Source organism: Erwinia typographi, assembly GCF_000773975.1.
GTDB lineage: Bacteria > Pseudomonadota > Gammaproteobacteria > Enterobacterales > Enterobacteriaceae > Erwinia > Erwinia typographi.
The window spans coordinates 20886-38568 of the sequence record NZ_JRUQ01000102.1 but is presented as its reverse complement, the minus strand read 5'-3'; the positions used below and the strand labels follow the sequence as shown (position 1 = coordinate 38568).

The window sequence follows — 17683 nt, the reverse complement described above, 5'->3', positions numbered from 1 at the left end:
TGAATCTTCCCTGGGCCTTTAAGGCCCCTGAAGGGACGTTGAAGACGACGACGTTGATAGGCCGGGTGTGTAAGCGCAGCGATGCGTTGAGCTAACCGGTACTAATGACCCGTGAGGCTTAACCTTACAACGCCAGAAGCGTTCTGGTGAGCGTCTGAGAGACGCAGACGATATTTTCAGCTTGTTACCGGAATTGAGTCCTGGATAGTTTACGCTGAGGCAAGGCGGCAAGTGCAGTGAAGGAAGGAGCATACTTCAGTATGTGACTGAGTTTACAAGCGCAGGCAACGCAGCATCGGCGTAAAATAGACGGGACAGAGCACAGGAATTTGCCTGGCGGCTTTAGCGCGGTGGTCCCACCTGACCCCATGCCGAACTCAGAAGTGAAACGCCGTAGCGCCGATGGTAGTGTGGGGTCTCCCCATGCGAGAGTAGGGAACTGCCAGGCATCATATTAAAAGCAGTAACGGGTTATCCGGTGCAGTCTGAACGTTGCGGAGCAACGGCCCGGAGGGTGAACGTGAGTTCATCAATGGCCAGGCTAAAATTAAGACAGTGAACTGGGTTCAGCCCTTCTCTGTATAAAGATAAGCGTGCTGATATGGCTCAGTTGGTAGAGCGCACCCTTGGTAAGGGTGAGGTCCCCAGTTCGACTCTGGGTATCAGCACCAGTAATAAAGCGTAAATACGTTAAAAGAATTTGCCTGGCGGCTTTAGCGCGGTGGTCCCACCTGACCCCATGCCGAACTCAGAAGTGAAACGCCGTAGCGCCGATGGTAGTGTGGGGTCTCCCCATGCGAGAGTAGGGAACTGCCAGGCATCAAATTAGAACAGCAACAGGTAATTGGCCGTTACTGTTCGTGACCTTCCAGTGACGCGGACAGGGTGAAACACCTGATATCAGAAGCAACATTCTGAGTTCAGTACAGAATCGGTGGAGCGGTAGTTCAGTTGGTTAGAATACCTGCCTGTCACGCAGGGGGTCGCGGGTTCGAGCCCCGTCCGTTCCGCCACTTTATATCAGGCCCTGAGTCATCAGACTCAGGGCTTTTTTGTATCCACAATTCACATGGCTTATTGGGTAACAGGGAACGGTCACTGGCGATTCCTTCATCACCAATAGTCGGTCATGAGCGCCCGGAATAAATTATCCGTGCTGCCACTACTCTGACTCTCTATGTTCTGGAGAGCGAATTTCTAATCCATTCACTGAGAAAATCAATAAACGAACGAACTCGCGCACTGACTGCCCGGTCACTGTAGTACACCGCATTAAAAGGCATCTCAACAGGCAACACTTTATCTGACAGTAACTCCACCAGCGTCCCTTGTTGGATCTCTCTGTCGATCATAAAGTCTGACAGACAGGCAATACCATTTCCGCTCAAACTCAGCTGCTTAAGAGTTTCTCCACTGTTTGAGGTGGAGTGCGGAGTAATGTCATAGAGCTGTCCATCAGCTTTTGCCACAGGCCAGCGATTCAGGCTTAATGGCTCGACAAAACCCAGACAGTGATGGTTTGCCAACTCTTCAGCCGTTTGCGGTATGCCGTACTGCTGCAGATACGCCGGGCTGGCGATAATTTTGCGAAAGCTGGTAAACAGTGGCCGCGCCCGAAGGCTTGAATCCGTCAGGCTGCCCGCTCTGATAGCGATATCCACCTTTCTTTCGATCAGGTTGATAAAGGTTTCGGAGGAGACCAGCGAAAGCGTGACTTCAGGATAGCGCTCACGGAAAGGTTTGATCATTGGCATTAACAGATGCAGCACCACGGGCGTTGCCGCATCGATCCGCAGCAAGCCCTGCGGGACTTGCCTGCTCTCCATCAGTTCATTCTCTGCAACGGCCATTTCTTGCAGGATAAACTGCACGCGTCGGAAATAGGCCTCCCCCTCCTGAGTCAGTTTTATCTGCCGCGTGGTACGGGTAAGCAGCTCCACGCCCAGCTTGTTCTCCAGCTTCTTAATTGTCCGGCTGACGGCCGAATTGGCCATCTCCAACTGCTCTGCCGCACGGCTGAAGCTGCCATTTTCGACCACAGCGACGAAAATCGCCAGCTCCTCTGAGTTTGCCTTCATTATTGCTCCAAAAGCAAAATTCTATTGAGACTATGAATCTTTTTGTTATTTAAGCATAGGGGGATACTGAGCGCCATTCAAACCGTGGACCTCAATGGAGTCTGTATGCCTCTGGCCTTATTTGCATTAACCCTCAGTGCCTTCGCTATAGGTACGACTGAATTTGTTATCGTCGGGCTGGTTCCGACCATCGCGCAGCAACTGAGTATCTCACTGCCTTCCGCTGGGATGCTGGTCTCGGTCTATGCGCTGGGCGTCGCGATCGGGGCACCGGTATTAACCGCGCTGACCGGCAAAATGCCGCGTAAATTGCTGCTGACCAGTTTGATGGGACTGTTTACCGCGGGCAACCTGATTGCCTGGCTGGCACCTGATTATGAAACCCTGATTATTGCGCGTCTGCTGACCGGCCTGGCTCACGGTGTATTCTTCTCGGTCGGCACAACCATTGCCACCAGCCTGGTGCCAAAAGAAAAAGCGGCTTCGGCAATCGCCATTATGTTTGGTGGTCTGACGGTAGCGTTAGTGACTGGCGTGCCGCTAGGGACGTTTATCGGTCAGCATTTCGGCTGGCGTGAAACCTTCCTGGCGGTGGCCGCGCTGGGGATTATCGCCCTGCTGGGTAGCCTGATCCTGATCCCAAAAAATAGACCAACGCGTGCGTTAGCCAGTTTTCGCGGTCAGTTACAGGTTCTGACGCATCCGCTATTGCTGCTGATCTATGCCGTTACCGCGCTGGGTTATGGTGGTGTGTTCACCGCATTTACTTTTCTGGCGCCAATGATGCAGGAACTGGCTGGCTTCTCACCCTCAGCCGTAAGCATCATTCTGCTGGGATACGGTATCTCAGTGGCGATTGGCAATATTTGGGGCGGCAAACTGGCGGACAAACATGGTCCGGTCCCCGCTCTGACCTTTATATTCGCCGCGCTAGCCGTATTGTTAGGCGTGTTTCAGTTCACTGCCAGTCTACACTATGCAGCCCTGGCTACGGTACTGATGATGGGCATCTTTGCCTTTGGCAATGTGCCCGGTTTGCAGGTGTATGTGGTACAGAAAGCTGAATGCCATACCCCTGGAGCCGTTGAAGTAGCCTCCGGTCTGAATATTGCCGCCTTTAACGTCGGTATCGCGTTAGGTTCGGTGATTGGTGGGCAGATTGTCGCTCGTTATGGACTGGCTCAGACGCCGTGGGTTGGCGCGGTGATTGTCCTTCTGGCTCTGGCTTTGATCATGCTTAGCGGCAGGCTGGACAAAAAAACGCAACAAATCTATAGCTAAACAGAACGCAAGGTTTGCCTGGCCGGCCTTGTTGGCATTTGTTTGCTGTCTGCCGCCATTTATTAGCCTGTACCGATTGAAACTCAGTAGTAAAGCCCCTATAACTGAGTGACAGCAGACTCATTCAGCAGTAACTAAGGCCAGGCGGTAGAGTGCGAAAAAAGACGTATGCCATGAGATATGTAGCAGGGCAGCCAGCGGAGCGTATTTTCCCGCCCGGCGCTATGCTGCACGTCGGCAAAGCTCTACCGCCAGGCGCCCCCCTGACCAGCGAGTCTTCGCTGCGGGTGCTGGTCTGGAACATTTTTAAGCAGCAGCGTGCGGACTGGCTGTCCGTCCTGCAAAATTTTGGTAAGGATGCTCACCTGGTGCTGCTGCAGGAAGCGCAAACGACGCCTGAACTGGTACGCTTTGCCACCAGCAACTATTTGGCGGCCGATCAGGTTCCAGCTTTTGCGCTGCCTCAGCATCCTTCAGGGGTTATGACCCTGGCTTCTGCTCATCCCGTTTACTGCTGCCCGCTGCGCGAGCGAGAACCTTTATTAAGGCTGGCGAAATCCGCGCTGGTCACGGCTTATCCCTTACCTGATAGCCAGATGCTGATGGTGGTGAATATTCACGCCGTCAACTTCAGCCTGGGAATTGATGTTTACAGCAAGCAGCTGGGGCCCATTGGCGAGCAGATTATTCATCATCAGGGGCCGGTGATTATGGCCGGCGACTTCAACGCCTGGAGCCGTCAGCGGATCAATGCGTTATACACTTTCGCCCGTGATATGGGGCTGGAAGAAGTCAACTTCACCGACGATCACCGGCGCAAAGCTTTTGGTCGCCCGTTAGATTTCGTGTTTTATCGCGGCATGGGCGTGGCGGAAGCCTCCGTCCTGGTCACCCGCGCGTCCGATCACAATCCGCTACTAGTAGAATTCCATCCCGGCAAGCCTGTGCTTCTCTAGGGAATGTTCGGCCTGCCGTCACGGGCAGGTCATTCTACCGTTCTGCCCATAACTCCAAAAAAAATCAGTAAGGAAGACAGAGATATGGCAACGCATCATCATGATAACGTCGATAAACAGTTTGGGGATCGGGCCAGCGCCTATCTGAGCAGCGCGGTGCACGCCAGCGGCCGTGATTTGGCGCGTCTTGGCGAACGGCTGTTGACGGAAAAAGAGGCCCACCTGCTGGATATGGGGTGTGGGGGCGGGCACGCCAGCTACGTGGCCGCTCAGCATGTGAAAAGCGTGGTGGCTTACGATCTCTCGGCAAAAATGCTGGCGGTTGTGGCTCAGGCCGCTAAAGAGCGAGGTTATACGCATCTCACTACTCAGCAGGGTTATGCGGAATATCTTCCCTTTGAAGATGAAAGCTTTGATATCGTGATCAGCCGCTATTCTGCGCATCACTGGCATGATGTCGGGCGCGCGCTGCGTGAGGTTAAGCGGGTGTTGAAGCCCGGCGGGAAGGTGATTTTTATGGATGTGAACGCACCGGGTAACGCCGTGCTGGATATCTGGTTGCAGACCGTTGAGGCGCTGAGAGATACCTCTCACGTTCGTGATTACAACCCTGGAGAGTGGCTGACCCTGTTCACCGAGGCCGGGCTGGCGATTACCGCCGTCAGCCACGATCGGCTGGATCTGGAGTTCAGCAGCTGGATTGAGCGCATGCGCACCCCGGCGGTGATGGTGGAGGCTATTCGGGCCTATCAGCAGTCTGCTTCTGAAGAGGTGCAGCGCTACTACGCTCAGCAGCCGGACGGTAGCTTCAGCACCGACGTGATATTTATCGAGGCATTTAAACCTTAATAAGAAACGACTTCACTGTGAACTGCACCGTCTGTGTCGGGCGTCCGGCTGACATTTGCCGGTGCAGTTTATTTATGGCTACTCTACCAGAGCAACCGCCCGGACCGGTGAAGCCGATGCGCCCTTAATCATCAGCGGCAGGGCCATAAAGACAAACTCAGTCGGGAGGCTTTTCAGATTCGCCAGGTTTTCAATAATCAGGCAGTCCGAGCCCAGTACCGCCAGATGGGCCGGATGCGCCTCATTGCTGAAGCGGTCGAGAGACATGGCATCAGTACCAAATACCGTAACGCCTTTCTTAATCAGATAGTTTGCGCCTTCTCCTGACAGGCCTGGCCAGTTTTGCAAAAATGCCGAGTGATGCGGGCGACAGCGCCACTTCTCATCGTATCCTGTACGGAAAATCACGATATCCTGCGGCCGTATCTCGCCGTGTGCTGATTCCCATCTCTCGATCATCTCGCGGGTGATGTCCGCATTTTCTGCAAGGTGGGACATATCCAGGCAGCGCCCGCGTCCCATCAGTTGCCGGACATCAACCTGCTCAATGGTTTTGGCACCCTCGATAAAGTGCACCGGGGCGTCTACGTGCGTGCCGCAGTGATCGCCAAGGCTCAGCTGACAGTTATAGTTACCGTCACCTGCGCCATAGTCCTCGGCGCGGCTGCAAAAGAATTTGCCGTGCGTTGGCCAGACGGGCATAAACTCTTCATACAGATGATTCAGCTCGATAAGCCGGTATTGACGCAATAGGGTAATCAGATCGCTGGTCATATCAGGCCTTCTTCAGATTAACGGTTTCTTTGATAAACCACAGTGGCGCGCAGGAGAGTAGCAGGACGCCGACAATCACCAGGTAGTGAACGGTGAAGCCGTAGCTGTGAATGATCCAACCGCTGACCGGGGCCACCAGAATACCGGCGATGCCAACGGCGAGGCCGATCATCAAACCCATGCTGGAAGCCGCTGCGCGAGGCGAAGAGTCGATCAGTAAAGCATAGGCGACAGGGTAGGGAGAGTTGCGGAACAGCCCCCAGAAAATCAGGATCGCCCAGCCAAGTATGGCCGAATGGATAAACATACAAAGCGCGGCTGCCAGGATCCAGCCTGCGATAATAAAGCCCAGCGAGCGCTTGCGGCCTTTCAGATCGGAGAAGCTACCCCACAAAATTTGCCCAATCCAGCCGGTCAGCCCGGATGCACCTGAGATGATTGCCGCCGTTGACAGATCCAGTCCCACTTCGCGAGTCAGCTGTAGGGTAAGGAAATTAGCAATGCCCATCTCGGCCCAGGTAAAGCCAAAAATCAACAGGATCGCCAGCTGGCAGTTGCGATTTTTCAGGCAGGAGATGGCATTCGCCCAGATAGAGGCGTTTTCGACCACTTTTTGCAGAGACTCGGTAACCGGTGGGGTGAGCTTATTCTCTATAATCCAGTCATTCACTTTCTGATGATTTTTGCGGGTCCCGATGGTCAGCTGCGCAATCAGAATGACTAAGCCGATCATCGGAATAAACAGAAATGCTTCGCGCCAGGTGGCAAAGGCCAGAATGGCGGCGATCAGTATTGGGCCGATAAACTGTCCCAGTGGAAAGCCCGTATGGTGCACCCCGATGGCAAAACCGCGGTTCTCTTTTTGCCACCACTCGCCGAGCAGTGCGACATTGATCGGTTCTGAACCGCCAGTTCCCATTCCCATCGCCACTCTGAGCGCCTGAAATGCCCCCAGAGACTTGCAGAATGCCGTAGCCACGCCGGAGATAATCTCAACCAGTACCGCGACACACCAGCTGTAGCAGCGTTTGTGGCCGGTGCCTACCCAGTCAGAAAACAGCCCAAAAACCACCGCGCCGGTTAAGGTGCCGACAAAGCTAAGCGAATTAAGCCAGCCAGCCTGCACCTCGGTCAGGTTGAAAGACTTCATGATAGCGGGAAGTAGGGTTGGCAGAATGATCCTGTCGATGGAGTTCATCAGGATTGCCAGCGTAGTGATCGCCAGCATCCACCAGGAGAGAGGGTGGGCTCTTGGCAGGAAGCGGAAAATCCCGCGCCGTGGAGCCTGTTCACCTGCGGCGGCTTCCTGTGCGGCGCGCTGTTGTGCAACTTCTGTTGAGGGGAGCGTCATATCTGGTGCCTTTCAATGTCATCATAGTCTGTAGCCTTTTGCCCAAAGCGGGACACTGGCTACGCCCTGTTTTGTCGTCTTTCTTGTTATGGGTGCAACACGGTTGAGAAGATTAAAAAATAAACATGCTGATAACATAGTGAGTGTGATTACTACCATACAAGTAGTCTTTTGCTATTACTGGACCCCGATCACAGTTGTACCGGATAAGCTGACGGAAGCGCCACAGAGATCACAGTGTCAAAGTTTGCTAACCAGGAAGGGAGGTTTTCAGGGCATAAAAAAGCCAATCCTGAGATTGGCTTTTTAATCGGTCAGTAGTCTTAGCTGTCTGGCGAAGTGCTATTGCTGACAAATAGCGTCAGCTTATCGCCTGGCTGTAGATTCTGCGAGCCGCTGCTGTTCCAGCGCATCACATCCTTAATGTTCACACCATGCCCTTTAGCAATGCTGGCCAGAGAATCACCTTTACGAACTTTATAGGTGATGCTGTTGCCATTATCGGCCAGTTTGGTTGCGTTGCCGCTACCGCCCGTGCTCAGGGTCTGTCCCGGTTTGATATTTGCGCCGCGCAGGTTGTTAGCGCGCTGCAACTCTTTTACCGACACATTCAGGCGTTTTGCAATTCCTGACAGGGTATCGCCGTTGCGCACCTTGTAAGAACCGGCCGCCGTGTTGTTTGCCAACGCCGTTGGCTGTACGGCAGCAATATCGCCCGTTGCCAGCGAATTACGCAGCTGCGCCACGTTAGACTTCGGTACCATAATGTACTGAGGTCCGCCCTTCGGCGACGTAACGCCACGTTTGTAACCCGCGTTAAAACTTTTCAGCTTGCTAACCGACATGCCCGACATTTCTGCCGCCTGCGTCAGCTCAATCTGCTGGCCCACATCGACCCTTGCCAGCGCGCGGGTTTCATTAGGCGCCGGCAGCCGTACGCCGTAACGCTGGTTGTTCTTCAGGATATCTCCCAAAGCCAACATTTTCGGCACGTAAACCGTGGTTTCGCGCGGCAGTGATAAGTGCCAGAAGTCCGCTGGTTTCCCGCGAGCCTTGTTGGCTTTCACCGCCTTCATGATGCGTCCTTCACCGCTGTTATAAGCCGCAACGGTCAGTAACCAGTCGCCGTCAAACATTTTGTTCAGACGTTCCATCATGTCCAGCGCAACCTTGGTCGACGCGACGACATCGCGACGTCCGTCATACCACTGGCTCTGTTTCAAACCGTAGTTACGCCCCGTCTGCGGTACAATCTGCCAGATGCCTGCGGCATTGGAAGCTGAGGTCGCATGGGGGTCAAAAGCGCTCTCCACTATGGGTAGTAGTACTAGTTCCATCGGCATCTTACGTGTCTTAATCTGCTCGACAATCCAGTACATATACGGCTCTGCCCGTAATGTTACATCGTGGAGATAGCTCTTGTTTCTTAAATATTTTTGTTTTTGTTCGCGTATCCGGGGATTATCCGGAACCTTCATCTTCAGCTCGTTACTGATGGCTTTCCACAAATCCTGATCCTGCGTGAGGCTGGTTCCATCATCCTGCCAACGCGGTGATAACAATCGGTCTGTGTCCTGCTCACTTTCACTTTGTCCTGCCGAAGACAAACTCTGTGCATGCTGCTCTGGAATGTTGGAGTCATGCTTTGACGCCTGACACCCCACCAGCAAGACCGAGGCGAATAATATCGCTTTAGCCTTCATGTGTGTATGTTCTTCGCTTAAAAGACGAGCAACTATACTTGCTAGCCCTGGGCAACACAACCAGAAAAATCAAAAATGGTCTTTCTTCTCGCGTAGAGTTGCAAAAACTTGCCACTCTTGTTGTGGGGTTGTTTCATACCCAATTTGTCTTTGTAATTCATGCTCTTGAGTTCTCAGGAAAACATTTATTTGCCGCTCAATTTCGAGTTTTGTCGGGACGGTGACCTGACTTTTTGCGCGTAACTCCTTAATTTCATGATAATAGCCAGCTATTCGCGCATCCTGCGGTAAAATCGCGTGCGCAAAGGCCAGATTAGATAAAGTATACTCATGCGCGCAACAAATGAGGGTGTCGGCAGGAAGTTTGTTAAGTTTCTGAAATGATTCAAACATCTGCTCAGACGAGCCTTCGAAAAGCCGCCCGCAGCCGCCGGAAAACATCGTGTCGCCACAAAAAAGGTAAGGGAAGCTGAAATATGAGATATGTCCTAAAGTATGACCGGGTGTGGCAATCACGCTAAATTTGCAGTCCAAAACGGTGATGTTGTCCCCTTCTTTGAGAATCTGCGTCGCCCCCTTATCCTGGGTTTCTTCAGGCCCGTAAACAACAATTTGTGGGTACTTTTCAGTCAGTTCTTTTACGCCGCCAACGTGGTCGTGATGATGATGAGTGAGAAGAATCGCCGCTGGCTGCCACTGATTTTTTTCCAGTACGGAGAGGACAGGCGCCGCTTCGCCAGGATCGACGATCAGACACTGGCCCCGATCGTTATTTAATGTCCAGATGTAGTTGTCCTGAAGTGCCGGAATGCTGGTAAGATTCATCATCGCCTCTTTTATTGGCAGAAATGGAAAGAAGATGGTAAAGCATGAAGCCTGCTAAAACACGGCAAATTCGTCAGGTGCCGAACGCCTGGGCCGACATTCCCTGGGGAGAGTTTTACCGCGATGCGCTCAACAAGCATCTGCAGCCCTGCCTGGCAAAAATCTATGGCTTCCATCTGCTGAAAGTGGGACATCTTAGCGCAGAAATCGACACCGAAAACTGCGCCATTTCGCATCAGGTCAACGTGGGATTGACTGGCGAACATTTGCAGATCAAAGCCGATCCGATGAGCCTGCCGTTCGAGTCTAAATCCGTCGATGCCTGCCTGCTGGCGCATTGCCTGGCATGGAGCAGCGATCCGCACAAGATCCTGCGGGAAGTCGACAGAGTGCTGATCGATGACGGTTGGATCATCATCAGCGGCTTTAACCCTTTCAGCGTGCTGGGCGTGGGTAAACTGATCCCGGGTCTCCATCGGCGCGTGCCCTGGAACAGCCGGATGTTTACCCAAATGCGGTTAATGGACTGGCTCAGCCTGCTGAATTATGAAGTGGTACAGCGTACGCGCTTTCAGGTGGTTCCGTGGAACCGGCAGGGAGGGAAGGTAATCAGCACCCACTTTCCGGCGCTGGGCTGCCTGAGTATCATCGTGGCGCGTAAGCGCACCTTCCCACTGATCCTGAATCCGGCAAAAAGAGCCGCGGCTACCAAGCGGAGAATCAGCTCAGCGGTTGGCGCAACCAGCCAGTTCCGCTCGCGGCAGCGGCATCAGGATTCAGACTTGTAGCCGACATCTTCCTGAACAGGGTTGCCAGCGGCAGCGCGGGCAAGCTCGTCACAGCGTTCATTTTCTACGTGCCCTGCGTGCCCCTTGACCCATTCCCATTTGATTTGATGATGGCTGAGGGCGTCGTCCAGTCTTTTCCAGAGATCGACATTTTTCACCGGTTTTTTGTCCGCCGTTTTCCAGCCGCGCTTTTTCCAGTTATGGATCCAACTGGTGATCCCCTGGCGGACATACTGGCTGTCGGTGCTCAGCACCACTTCACACTGCTGGGTCAAGGCTTCCAGCGCGACAATCGCCGCCATCAGTTCCATACGATTATTGGTGGTTAAAAAATAGCCCTCGCTAAAGGTTTTTTCGTGCTTACCATAGCGTAAAATAGCGCCATAACCGCCCGGTCCGGGGTTGCCAAGGCAAGAACCGTCGGTGAAAATTTCTACCTGCTTAATCATCTCTGGTAGACTCCCTGCTGAAAAACGCCAAGTCTGACATAAACGGGTCCTATGAGCACAGTAAATACAACGCGTCAGATCGTCCTCGATACGGAAACTACCGGGATGAATATGATCGGGGTGCATTATGAAGGGCATCGCATCATAGAAATCGGTGCCGTTGAGGTCATAAACCGTCGTCTGACCGGTAATAACTACCATGTGTACCTCAAGCCCGACCGCCTGATCGATCCTGAGGCGTTCGGCGTGCACGGTATTGCCGATGAATTTCTGGCCGACAAACCTACCTTCGCGGAGGTTGCCGACGAGTTTCTTGCCTATATAGACGGCGCGGAGCTGGTGATCCACAACGCTTCGTTTGATATCGGCTTTATGGACTACGAGTTTGGCAAGCTGGGGCGCGGTATTCCGAAGACCGACACCTTCTGTCAGGTAACCGACAGCCTGGCAATGGCGCGCAAAATGTTCCCCGGCAAGCGCAACAGTCTTGATGCGCTTTGCTCGCGCTATGAAATAGATAACACCAAACGAACGCTGCACGGCGCGCTGCTTGACTCCGAAATTCTGGCGGAAGTGTTCCTGGCGATGACCGGTGGGCAAACCTCGCTAACCTTCTCAATGGAGGGAGATCAGCAGCAGCAGGCTAACGGTGACACCATTCATCGTATTACCCGTCCGGCCTCGGGTCTGCGCGTGTTGACGGCCAGCGAGGCTGAAGTGACCGCACACGAAGAGCGTCTGGATTTGGTGATGAAAAAGGGCGGTAGCTGCCTCTGGCGGGCTTAAGGGGCCGCAATTGCCGGTTAGCGCAGCAGAAAGGTGAAAAAACAGGCGGTTGATCCTAAACCCTTATAAAAAGCGTTGACGGGCTGAGGGCCTCACCGTAATATTCGCCCCGTTCCCGACGGGGAACATCGGTGGAGCGGTAGTTCAGTTGGTTAGAATACCTGCCTGTCACGCAGGGGGTCGCGGGTTCGAGCCCCGTCCGTTCCGCCAAACATTCAGGGCCATGTTATTTATTAACATGGCCCTTTTTCATGTCCGCGTTTCAGCTCGTCCGCCAGAACTGCCCCGGCTTCTGTTCCACTGGCAGGCCATTATTTTATTTATGGATGATTTTTGTACACAAACGGCTGATTCTTCTTTATGATTATCCCTGATTTTTATGGTGATACTTCATGGAGGAAGAATGAACCATTCAGGATCCCCGACCGCAGAAAATCCAGCAAATACGCTTAACCGGTATCTTCTTAATTTCCAGCAACCCGCTATTGATGCGGATGTTGACTCTTTTACCGGCGAAGAAACCCTCAGTCATCCCTGGCGTTATGTCATTCGTTTCACCTCCGCAGACAGGGACATCGCGCCTGACGTCGTCATGATGAAACCCGCTGTTTTAATGATGCGAAGTCCCGCCCCTGGCTGGTCCCGCTACCAGCCGGATAAGAGCCAGTGGGAAACCTTGCGTGAAGTTCACGGCGTGATAACCTCGCTTTCCCGGCTCTCAACCAGTCAGGATGAATCGTTTTACGAAGCCATCCTGGAGCATCCGCTCACTCTTCTCCGACACTCTCGCCGCTACGCTATTTATCAGCAGATATCCGTCCCTGAACTTGTCAGCAACATCCTGAAGTCTCACGGAATGGAAGGCTACGAAATCGAGATGGACGGTCTGACCTGGACCTACCCGGCGCGTGAAATGATTGTTCAGTGGGGAGAAACGGACCTGGCCTTTATTCTGCGCCTACTGTCCGAGGTGGGGATATGGTTCCATTTTAAACCGCATGAAGACGTCAGCAATGTAACGGTCATGGTGTTCGGTGACAGCCAGAGTGGTTACGTTTTCGGACATAACATTACGGCACTGCCGATATCGGGTATGGCCGGGGATGCCCCAACAATCCGAAAAATGCGAAGTCACGTCAGCGTCATTCCCGCTGCTGTGCATACCCGTGATTATGACTACCGGATACAACGCTTCATGACCCTGGAGTCTACGGCTGACATCAGCAGAGAGGCTCCTTTCACCACGGGGCAGGATTATCACTATGCGGATATTCAGCACGAAGCAGGAGATCGCTGGGAGAGTCTCCGGGGGGGCACAGCCGAAACCTCCTGGTTTTATGCCCGTATTCGTCATGAACGCCATCTTTGCGGACGTATCCGGCTCGAAGCCTTAACGGATGACCCGACATTATTTCCCGGCATGCTGACCGAGATTAAGGGGACTTGTCCTGACGCTTTCTCACCGGGGCTGGTGGTGACCAGCCTGAGAAGCAGCGCATCACGCAGTAACGGTTTTCTGGCTGAACTCTGCGGTATTCCCTACAGCGAACTGAGTGTTTTTCGCCCTGAACGCCTTCCCCGGCCGGTGATCTCCGGCACCGTGCCGGCCCGCATTTCGGGACTTAGCGTCAATGATACGCTGGCTCGTCCCGATAATCAGGGGCGCTACCGGGTGAAATTCTGCTTTGACCTTGAGCAGTGGGACAAAGGGCGGGAAAGCATGCCGGTGCGTCTGGCGCGGATTTACGCCGGTGACCGCTTTGGCATTCATTTCCCCTTGCTGGATAACACGGAGGTGGCGGTGGCCTTTGAAGGGGGAGACCCGGAGCGCCCTTATATTGCCCATGTGCTTCATGACGCGCTAAACCCCGATGTGGTTAATGACAGCAACAGTACCCGCAACGTTATCCGCACCAGAGGCCGAAACAAACTGAGGATGGAGGATGAGAAAAGTCGGGAGCATATCAAGCTGGCGACCGAGTACGGTAAATCGCAGCTTAATCTCGGGCACCTGGTGGATGCCAGCCGTAAACCTCGCGGCGCAGGAGTTGAACTTCGTACGGATAAACACGCTGCGCTGAGAGCGGCGGAAGGAATTTTGTTGACCACTTCGGCGCAGATCGGAGCCAGCGGGCAACAGCTCGATATGGCCGGGACCATCGGGCAACTTGAGCAGGCGCTGAGTCTGGCCTACACCCTTCAGTCCAGCGCGGGAAGCGCTGGTGCCGATACGGTAGCGACGGATACCCAACAGACTATGAATCAGGCGCTGTCCGGGCTGGAGAAACCCGGCATTATCGCCTGGGGAGATGCCGGTATTGCCCAGGTCACGCCGGAAAACCTTCAGCTCTCTGCCGGGCAGGATGTAGTGGTCACCGCGGGTAAAAGTGGCAGCGTCAATATCTTTAAAACGCTGTCACTGGCCGCCGGGCAGGGGATATCGGCGTTTGTGCGTCGGGTGGGCATTAAGCTGATTGCCGCAGCCGGCAATATCACCTTGCAGGCCCAGCGAGGAAAACTGGCCGCACTTTCTGACCAGGATATGCAGTTAACCAGCGTCAATGGTGAGCTGCAGCTCAGTGCGAAAAATGGGCTCTTTCTCCACTGTGGCGGCGGGGGGATTCGCATTCATCCCAATGGCGGCGTGGAAATATTCTCCCCGACGCGCATTGAACAAAAATCCCCTTCGCTGAGCTATCAGAAGGGGGAAACGGTGAAAATAGTTTCTTCCCTTTTTCAGCAACATTCGCTGGCCCGTCAGGTCCGGCTGTACCGTGACGGCGACCGTAAACACCCGCTAATCCATCAGGCTTTCCGTGTGAATAAACCCGATGGCAGCGTGGTTGAAGGGGTGACGGATGAAAATGGTCATTCACCTCTGCTGGATATTGCTGAAACAGAGCAGTTCGCTGTCTCACTCGTCAGGAGTCCTAAATTATGACCAGGGAAAAAGCACCAGGTGATGTTTATAACAACCCGGAGCTGGGGAGTTTTATCGGCGTTCAGCGTGATACCGCAGGCGCGATGATATGCCAGGAGTTTGCGGCGAAAAGCCCGCTGCCCTGTATTGTGATCCTGATTCACGGTGTGAATGATATCGGCGAAGCTTATGAGCATCAGGAACAGGGCATTGTTGCCGGACTGAACAAGCGGCTGGCAAGAGACGATATGCATGTGCATCAGTGGGGTGAGATGGTGGGGCTGACCGATCTGAGCGGTGCGCCCCGAAGAGTAACGTGCAGCGGGCGCTCTCCCATTATTCCGTTTTACTGGGGTTACCGCCCCGTAGAACATGCCGACTATAACGAAGATCAGCGCCGTTACCGCGATGAGGTAAAGAAACTGGGTGTGGAAACGGTGCTGCCCTACGATGCTTTTCAGGAAGATTCCCCGGCCCGTCTGCGAAAGCTGAACCCGGAAGGTCGTGGCTACTGCAATGATAATTACGGTAACGTGCTGAACCAGGCGGCGGCCAAAAACGGCGGTCCCTTTGCCAATGCCACCACCTGCATCCCGGTTATGCTTGGGCCTGGAGCCAACGGGGGCGCCACCTGGATGGCGGGAGTCTACAGCCGCAAGCTAAACGGCGGGGATTTTACGCACCCTGTCTACGGCAACCCGCACCGCATTTACCAGTTCTTTGCCGCCCAGCGGCTGGCAGATTTGATCCTGGAAATCAGGAATAACGAAAAAACCAAATACGACACCATCAATATTGTGGCGCACAGTCAGGGCACCATTATCACTATGCTGGCTAATATGCTGGTGAAAACCCAAGATAAGAGTATTACACCCGCAGATTGTACCATCCTTTGCCACTCGCCCTATTCGCTGGATAGCCGCTTTATGGAAAACCAGCTTCCGGGACGACAGCAGACCAGTAAGGCGCGCCGGGAAACGCTGCGTAACTTTTGCCGGTTGATGGCAACCAACCCGAAATTTGATCCCTCCGGCCATTACCGCCCGGACTTTGTGCAAGCGATGTTTAATGACGGTACGCTGGGGCGTAAACATCACTGGGACAGCGACCCGCGCTACAGCCGCAATAATTATGGAAGGGTATACAACTACTTCTGCCCGGATGACGGTACGGTATCGCTGATCAACGTGCAGGGAATTGGCTGGCGCGGTATTCCTGATTCGCTTGCCGGCGACATCCCCAATCTCTTTCAGCGTGCATTTTGTCAGCGTTATACCGTTGGCGGCAATCCGACTACCCAGCCCTTTGCCAGGCCAGCGTACCAGGCGGGAGATTTTAAATATGATGGCTGGCCGACCAACGCCGCTTACCCCCTGAGCAGTGGCGTGACTGTCAATGCGGAAGCGCTGCCGGAAGTGTTCCCCTTCACCCTGATGGGCCTGAGCCACGAGGGTACGATGAAATACAAAACGGGAATCACCGGGGAAGACCGCTATATCGACTATTCAGCCCGCGCTTATGAAGGCGTCTGGCAGGTGAAAGAAACCCGTCCGCTGCTGACGCAGCATGGCTACAGCATGCAACCGGGGCACTTACTGAGCGATTCGGAGCTGAACGCCGTTAACCTTTTCTATCAAGCCAGCTTTACCCAGGGACGCGTTGGGGGGACGCGCCAGCGCCCGGAATATGTGCTGCTGCGTAAAAAGACCGACGAAGAGATTAATGATATGGAGAAACACGGCGATCCGGTGAAGTTCAGCCAGCACTCGTCGATTGTGATGAGCCCGGATGTGCCGGAAAAGGCGATGGCGTATGACCTGGCAATAGGTAACTGCATGGCTTTTGAGGATCGTGAATTCTGGCAGCGCCTGATCCGCCAGGCAGACTGGCGACACTGGAATAATCCAGATCCGGATACAAAAGGCTATTACAAAACGGGTAAGCTACGAACGGAACGAACCAAAGATTATATGAATAAACCAGATAAAGTTTTACCGGATGGTGAGTTTGGGATAGTGAATGAATACTCGCCTACTGTCAGAGTTGAGCCAGCCCGTCACCCGGAAATACATAACCGGGAAATTCTATTACCACAATGGGATATGCCAGAAGCTGCAAACTACCGGGAGATCCCTGCTATTGATGGCGAAAACGGAGGTCGGGGATGGTGATGCGTAAATCAGGCAGTCTCCTGCTGGTGATTTCACTTATCAGCCAAAGTGGCTGTAGTGGCGATTTCCCGCTAAAGCGACCGCTGGCGGCCAAACAGAAGCCAGTTCAGGTGGTATACCGCTTTGACGATCACCGCTGGCTTGAGTTAAAAGGTTTTAACTGCCAGGGAGAACTCTGGTATGTGGACCAAAAACGTGAAATTCAAAGTCAGGTTTTTTACCAATTTTATCGAATATTCACCAGGCCTTATTTCAACGTTTCCGAACGATATATTGCAATCCCCATTTGGGGTGAGGCGGGATTAAGAGTATCTAACGATTATGGTCAAACCTGGCACAGTGCATCAATAGCAGGTGAGGAAGATGATGGCTCAAATAAACCGGACTATGAAAATATCAAATCATTCACCGTCGTGAATGACCAGGGCTTTCTACTGACAAAGCAGGGGCATATCTACATGTCATCATTGCCTTTTGACGACCCCCGCCTTGGACCTGGTGGGCCGGGAATTGATTATTCATTTGTTTTTCGAGGGAAAATAAAAAAGTATCATATTGATGCGGTTCGACCTGGTGTCGGTGAGGACTATTCAACCTGGGGGCTGGAATATATTGATCCCCGGATTTTAGAAAAACGCTGGGCAAAGCATTTGGCCAACTTCCAAAACCTCCCCGATAAAGTACCGGAAGTGAAAAACTATCGGGGCTGGACGCATATGCAGTGTGATGTAAACGCCGGGCTGTAGCGGGTC

General features: G+C 53.4%; 14 protein-coding genes, 3 tRNA genes and 3 rRNA genes. 14 read left to right on the top strand and 6 right to left on the bottom strand.

What is annotated here, in order from left to right:
* The 5 genes from NG99_RS26095 to NG99_RS26075 all read left to right on the top strand — a co-directional run.
* A 23S ribosomal RNA gene (locus tag NG99_RS26095) occupies positions 1–126 on the top strand; the annotation flags it as partial.
* 206 nt (positions 127–332) lie between these two features.
* Positions 333–448 (top strand): 5S ribosomal RNA (rrf, locus tag NG99_RS26090).
* A gap of 147 nt (positions 449–595) precedes the next feature.
* Positions 596–671 (top strand) — tRNA-Thr (locus NG99_RS26085).
* 32 nt (positions 672–703) lie between these two features.
* Positions 704–819: ribosomal RNA gene (gene rrf, locus NG99_RS26080) — 5S ribosomal RNA — on the top strand.
* 117 nt (positions 820–936) lie between these two features.
* Positions 937–1013, top strand: a tRNA-Asp gene (locus NG99_RS26075).
* A gap of 162 nt (positions 1014–1175) precedes the next feature.
* Here NG99_RS26075 and yafC read toward each other — a convergent pair.
* A complete protein-coding gene (yafC, locus tag NG99_RS26070) occupies positions 1176–2078 on the bottom strand; it encodes a DNA-binding transcriptional regulator YafC (RefSeq protein WP_034899513.1) in 903 nt (300 codons plus the stop codon).
* Positions 2079–2183: 105 nt separating this feature from the next.
* On the opposite strand from yafC, the gene NG99_RS26065 reads away from it, so the two are divergent.
* The 3 genes from NG99_RS26065 to NG99_RS26055 all read left to right on the top strand — a co-directional run bounded on the left by NG99_RS26065 (position 2184) and on the right by NG99_RS26055 (position 5164).
* A complete protein-coding gene (locus NG99_RS26065; RefSeq protein WP_034899512.1) occupies positions 2184–3359 on the top strand; it encodes an MFS transporter in 1176 nt (391 codons plus the stop codon).
* Positions 3360–3511: 152 nt separating this feature from the next.
* Positions 3512–4315, top strand: a complete 804-nt coding sequence (locus NG99_RS26060; protein ID WP_034899511.1) for an endonuclease/exonuclease/phosphatase family protein — start codon at positions 3512–3514, stop codon at positions 4313–4315.
* Between the two features lie 84 nt (positions 4316–4399).
* Positions 4400–5164 (top strand): class I SAM-dependent methyltransferase, encoded by a 765-nt coding sequence (locus tag NG99_RS26055; RefSeq protein ID WP_034899508.1) that lies wholly within the window; start codon positions 4400–4402, stop codon positions 5162–5164.
* A 78-nt stretch (positions 5165–5242) separates the two neighbouring features.
* On the opposite strand, the gene NG99_RS26050 is transcribed toward NG99_RS26055, so the two are convergent.
* The 4 genes from NG99_RS26050 to gloB form a co-directional block, all read right to left on the bottom strand.
* On the bottom strand, positions 5243–5938 hold the full coding sequence (locus NG99_RS26050) for a cyclase family protein (RefSeq protein ID WP_034899506.1): 696 nt from the start codon (positions 5936–5938) through the stop codon (positions 5243–5245).
* A 1-nt stretch (position 5939) separates the two neighbouring features.
* Positions 5940–7289, bottom strand: a complete 1350-nt coding sequence (locus NG99_RS26045; RefSeq protein WP_034899503.1) for an MFS transporter — start codon at positions 7287–7289, stop codon at positions 5940–5942.
* Between the two features lie 323 nt (positions 7290–7612).
* A complete protein-coding gene (gene mltD, locus NG99_RS26040; protein WP_034899501.1) occupies positions 7613–8992 on the bottom strand; it encodes a murein transglycosylase D in 1380 nt (459 codons plus the stop codon).
* 69 nt (positions 8993–9061) lie between these two features.
* On the bottom strand, positions 9062–9817 hold the full coding sequence (gene gloB, locus NG99_RS26035; protein ID WP_034899500.1) for a hydroxyacylglutathione hydrolase: 756 nt from the start codon (positions 9815–9817) through the stop codon (positions 9062–9064).
* Between the two features lie 44 nt (positions 9818–9861).
* On the opposite strand from gloB, the gene NG99_RS26030 reads away from it, so the two are divergent.
* Complete coding sequence (locus NG99_RS26030; protein WP_034899497.1) at positions 9862–10605, top strand: class I SAM-dependent methyltransferase; 744 nt, start codon at positions 9862–9864, stop codon at positions 10603–10605.
* On the opposite strand, the gene rnhA is transcribed toward NG99_RS26030, so the two are convergent.
* Complete coding sequence (rnhA, locus tag NG99_RS26025) at positions 10587–11054, bottom strand: ribonuclease HI (RefSeq protein WP_034899494.1); 468 nt, start codon at positions 11052–11054, stop codon at positions 10587–10589. The genes NG99_RS26030 and rnhA overlap by 19 nt on opposite strands.
* A 51-nt stretch (positions 11055–11105) precedes the next feature.
* On the opposite strand from rnhA, the gene dnaQ reads away from it, so the two are divergent.
* From dnaQ to NG99_RS26000, 5 genes are all read left to right on the top strand, one after another.
* Entirely contained in the window at positions 11106–11840 is a 735-nt protein-coding gene (gene dnaQ / locus NG99_RS26020; protein ID WP_034899491.1) for a DNA polymerase III subunit epsilon, read from the top strand.
* Positions 11841–11973: 133 nt separating this feature from the next.
* Positions 11974–12050 (top strand) — tRNA-Asp (locus tag NG99_RS26015).
* Between the two features lie 193 nt (positions 12051–12243).
* Positions 12244–14781: a type VI secretion system Vgr family protein gene (locus NG99_RS26010; RefSeq protein WP_072017683.1), complete on the top strand. Its 2538-nt coding sequence runs from the start codon at positions 12244–12246 to the stop codon at positions 14779–14781.
* Entirely contained in the window at positions 14778–16931 is a 2154-nt protein-coding gene (locus tag NG99_RS26005) for a T6SS effector phospholipase Tle3 domain-containing protein (protein WP_052130888.1), read from the top strand. The genes NG99_RS26010 and NG99_RS26005 overlap by 4 nt, the downstream gene beginning before the upstream one ends.
* Positions 16931–17677: a T6SS immunity protein Tli3 family protein gene (locus tag NG99_RS26000; protein ID WP_456297745.1), complete on the top strand. Its 747-nt coding sequence runs from the start codon at positions 16931–16933 to the stop codon at positions 17675–17677. Before NG99_RS26005 ends, NG99_RS26000 begins: the two co-directional genes overlap by 1 nt.
* Positions 17678–17683 lie beyond the last annotated feature (6 nt).